The 3,964-nt window shown below is 36.0% G+C and carries 3 protein-coding genes; 2 read left to right on the top strand and 1 reads right to left on the bottom strand.

The window, feature by feature from the left end; genetic code table 11:
• The coding region (locus Z053_RS30465) for an InlB B-repeat-containing protein (RefSeq protein WP_152538375.1) at window positions 1–2,283 on the top strand (2,283 nt) is incomplete at its 5' end.
• 335 nt (window positions 2,284–2,618) lie between these two features.
• Here Z053_RS30465 and Z053_RS0122240 read toward each other — a convergent pair.
• The gene (locus Z053_RS0122240; RefSeq protein WP_025667170.1) at window positions 2,619–3,518 is read right to left on the bottom strand and encodes a hypothetical protein; all 900 of its coding nucleotides are present in this window, start codon (window positions 3,516–3,518) and stop codon (window positions 2,619–2,621) included.
• A gap of 171 nt (window positions 3,519–3,689) precedes the next feature.
• Here Z053_RS0122240 and Z053_RS29150 point away from each other — a divergent pair.
• Window positions 3,690–3,964: hypothetical protein (locus Z053_RS29150; protein ID WP_035096579.1), on the top strand; the 275-nt coding region annotated here is incomplete at its 3' end.

Here is a 3,964-nt window from a genome sequence, read left to right as displayed (position 1 = left end):
TGTATAGATTTAACAGGAGTTCCTAATGGATCATTAGAATTTGGATATCATATGCAGGGAACTGCTATGGGTAATATGGAAGTTTTGGCAAGTACTGATGATGGAGTTACATATACTTCTATATGGTCAAAGAATGGTAGTCAAGGAGATGTTTGGAACCAAGCTACTGTTGCACTTACTTCCTATTCTGGATCTGTAATCAAGTTACAATTTAAAGCAACTACAGGATCAGGATGGAGTAGTGATATAGCAATAGATAATGTGAAGATCATATCTATTGTTCCCGATACACAAGCCCCAACGGTGCCAACAAATTTAACAGCTTCTAATATTGCAAATACATCGGTAGATCTTAGTTGGGATGCTTCGACAGATAATACAGGAGTCACAGGGTATGATGTATATCAGGATGGAGCAAGTATTGGTTCATCAACCAGTACTACGTATAGTGTTAGTGGTCTTACCGCGAATACTACTTATAGTTTTACGGTACGAGCCAAAGATGCAGCAGGTAATGTATCTGCAAATAGTACTGCTATAAATGCCACGACAACAAATGTTGTTCAATATACTTTAACTACAAGTACGACAGGACAAGGAACCGTAAGTGGTGGTGGAACCTACAACTCAGGAACCTCGGTTACTGTTACAGCTACTGCTGCATCAGGATGGGATTTTAGTGGGTGGTCAGGTGCTTTATCAGGCAATACTAACCCAGGATCGGTTACAATGAATTCTGATAAAACAGTAACAGCAACCTTTACAGAATCTCCTGTAATCAGTACATCAACAGAAAAGTATCGATTAACCTGGAGAGATAATACTTCCACAACTATGGTTATAGGATGGAATCAGGTACGAGGAACGAATCCAGTTGTGCATTATGGTACAACAGATTTTGGAAGTAATGCTGCGTCATATCCGTTTAGCAAAACTGTAGATAGAGCAGTTTCTAGTAAAGGGATGAATAATAACTATGCTAGATTAACAGGACTTCAGGCAGATACTGCTTATTATTTTGTGATCAAAGATAGTGAAGGAGTTTCTAAAAGATTTTGGTTTAAAACAGCACCTAGTGATCCCAATACTCGATTATCAATTATTGCAGGAGGAGATTCCCGAAACAATCGTACTCCACGACAAAATGCGAATAGACTTGTTGCCAAGATCAGACCACACGCTGTGCTATTTGGAGGAGATATGACAAGTTCATCATCTAGTTCTCAATGGCAAAACTGGTTTGATGACTGGCAATTAACCATAGGTTCTGATGGAAGAATTATTCCGGTTGTAGCTGCACGAGGTAATCATGAAAGCTCTAATGATATTAGAGATCTTTTTGATATTCCTACTGCTGCAGGAGGAGAATATTATGCGTTGAGTTTTGGAGGTAACCTGATGAGAACCTATACCTTAAATACAGAAGTAACACCAGCAGGTACACAAGGAACCTGGTTAGCTAATGATTTAGCATCCAATTCTGCTAATCACACCTGGGCAGTAGCTCAATATCACAGATCGACAAGACCTCATGAACCTGGTAAATCAGAACAAAACGATCAGTATGATGCTTGGTCTAAACCTTTTTATACTCATGCCGTGCAATTGGTGATGGAGAGCGATTCTCATGTCGTGAAACGTACCTGGCCTATTATCCCATCAACAGGTACAGGAAGTGATGAAGGATTTGTAAGAGCAGATAGTGATCCAAATAGAGCAATCTATGTTGGTGAAGGGTGTTGGGGAGCTCCTTTACGTAATGCTTCAGATACCAAAAACTGGACAAGAGCAGCCGGATCCTTTAACCAGTTTAAGTGGTTATGGATCGATAAAAACAAGATAGAACTTAGAACTATTAAAGTAGATAATGCGAGTAGTGTAGGGCAGTTAAGTGATAACAACTTGTTTGTTTTACCTACCAATATCGATGTTTGGAACCCTGCAGGAGGTAGTCTTGTGACTATTGACAATCCACATACTATCGCAGCTGTTGCTCAAAGAAATGATATTTCATTAGTAGCCGAGAACAGTGTTGTAGAGAAAAAACTGGAAATTCATCCAAATCCGATAGAATCTGGTGTATTACACATCAAATATCCTAATTATACTAAGGCCAATAGGTCTGAAGCTATTATCAGAGATATGTTCGGAAGGGTGGTTGATAAAGTGTACTTTAAATCAGAAACAACAACCTATGCTATTGATAAATTAAATGCAGGGGTATATTTCATTGTTATCAAAACAAGAAAAGGAGAGGAAAGTAAGAAGTTTATTAAAAGATAAACTATCTTTCTTACTAGTAGTAAGCTGCCTGAACGTATGTTCAGGCAGTTTTTTTATTCTAAGAAGGATTAATACTCCAAGATTTGTTCAACGAATATCGTCGTTTTTTTAAGCTTGATGATTGACCAGATTATGAAGAAAGAAGGTTAGTGTGAAATTCATTTTCAATTTCAAAGTGCTCTATAGCATAACAAAAATTGTAGTTCAACTCATTAAAAATTAAAGTATAGAAAAAGAATATGGCGTATTGTATAAAGATGATTAACTGAACTTATTCTAAATATAATCCTCGGAGTTTACCCGAGGATTATTTATGAAATATAATGGCGAATGAGTCATACAGCCTGAGGGGTTTTTCTAAAAGAAAATTTCTTTAGATAGCGTACATTAGGACGATCTGCAATCATCACAAACAAGGGGATTAAACCATGAGGCAGTCTAATCAACATTTCCCAGGTCCATTGACTAAATGAGTTCCATAGAAAAGCAATGTGAAAATGACCTACCAGTCGGGCTATTGCAGTCAACCCTCCCCATACAAAGGCATAGACTAAGGCAGCATACGATATTCTGGGAATAAAAATAGCAATGGCTACTACAAAATCGAGGATGCCTGCAATTTTTAGCATAGCATGTGCACTAGGCTCACTAATAGGTAAAGTGTTAAGTGTCATGTCGATAAAACTACCTGGTCTGGGATAATATCCGATAGCATACAAACCATGACAACTAAATGTAAGCGCAATAGCAATAAGAGCAATTAAGCGTATTTTTTTAAATTCTATAGAGGTGAATACTACCATATAAAGAAGTATTGGAGTCATAAATTGAATTGTATATTCAAAAAATTGCCCTACATGCAAAAACTTCTCTTTACAATACAAAAGTGCTAAAATAAAAAGGCCAATACTTCCGCCAATTAGAAAGAATTTACCTGTTTTTTTCATGTTGGGTTTTATCATTAAAGTAATGATAGCACAAGTGAGATAAAAGATGCCTATTACTTTTATAGAAAAAGAAATAGAATTAGCAGCAGACAGGCTGGTCACATAATCATTCCATGTGATACCAAAAATGGTTTCAATACTACTTTTTAGAATACTTTCGTCCCATAAAAAAGTTCTGTAAGGGGCATCCCAAACCATGTGTTGATAGGCTCTGCCCAAAAAAATAAGAAAAGTAGAGAGCTTTAAAATAGTAATTAATTTATGTCGTGGATTAGAGGATTGTGTCATGAGTTTTGTGTGATAGTTAATACTTTAAAAATATCGATTTATTCTGGTTTAAACCATTCAATAGTCAATAAATTAATTGATAAATATCATATTCTTGATTGATGGATATAGCACAAAAAACACTAACAAGCTTATATTTTTGAACACATAAAATTATAAATTCAACTTATTATGAAATCAAATTTTTTTAAGTATTTATTTACTTTGGCTTTAATCTATGGATTAGTTTCTTGTGAGAATGAAAAAGCAGATATTCTGGATCAAAATATTAATCAGGATATTCATAAAAACGATGAAACTAATTTAGGAAACCTCTTTTTTGGGCGAAAAAGTTCATCAGATTGTCATTTTGAATACGAAGGCCCAGAAGGACCAGTCTTCTGGGCCGATCTTTGTGGTGAAGACTGGAAAGATTGCGCAGGTAACGCACAGTCTCCCATCGATAT

This window comes from Aquimarina megaterium XH134, assembly GCF_000520975.1.
Lineage (GTDB): Bacteria > Bacteroidota > Bacteroidia > Flavobacteriales > Flavobacteriaceae > Aquimarina > Aquimarina megaterium.
This window is presented reverse-complemented; position numbering and strand designations above follow the sequence as displayed.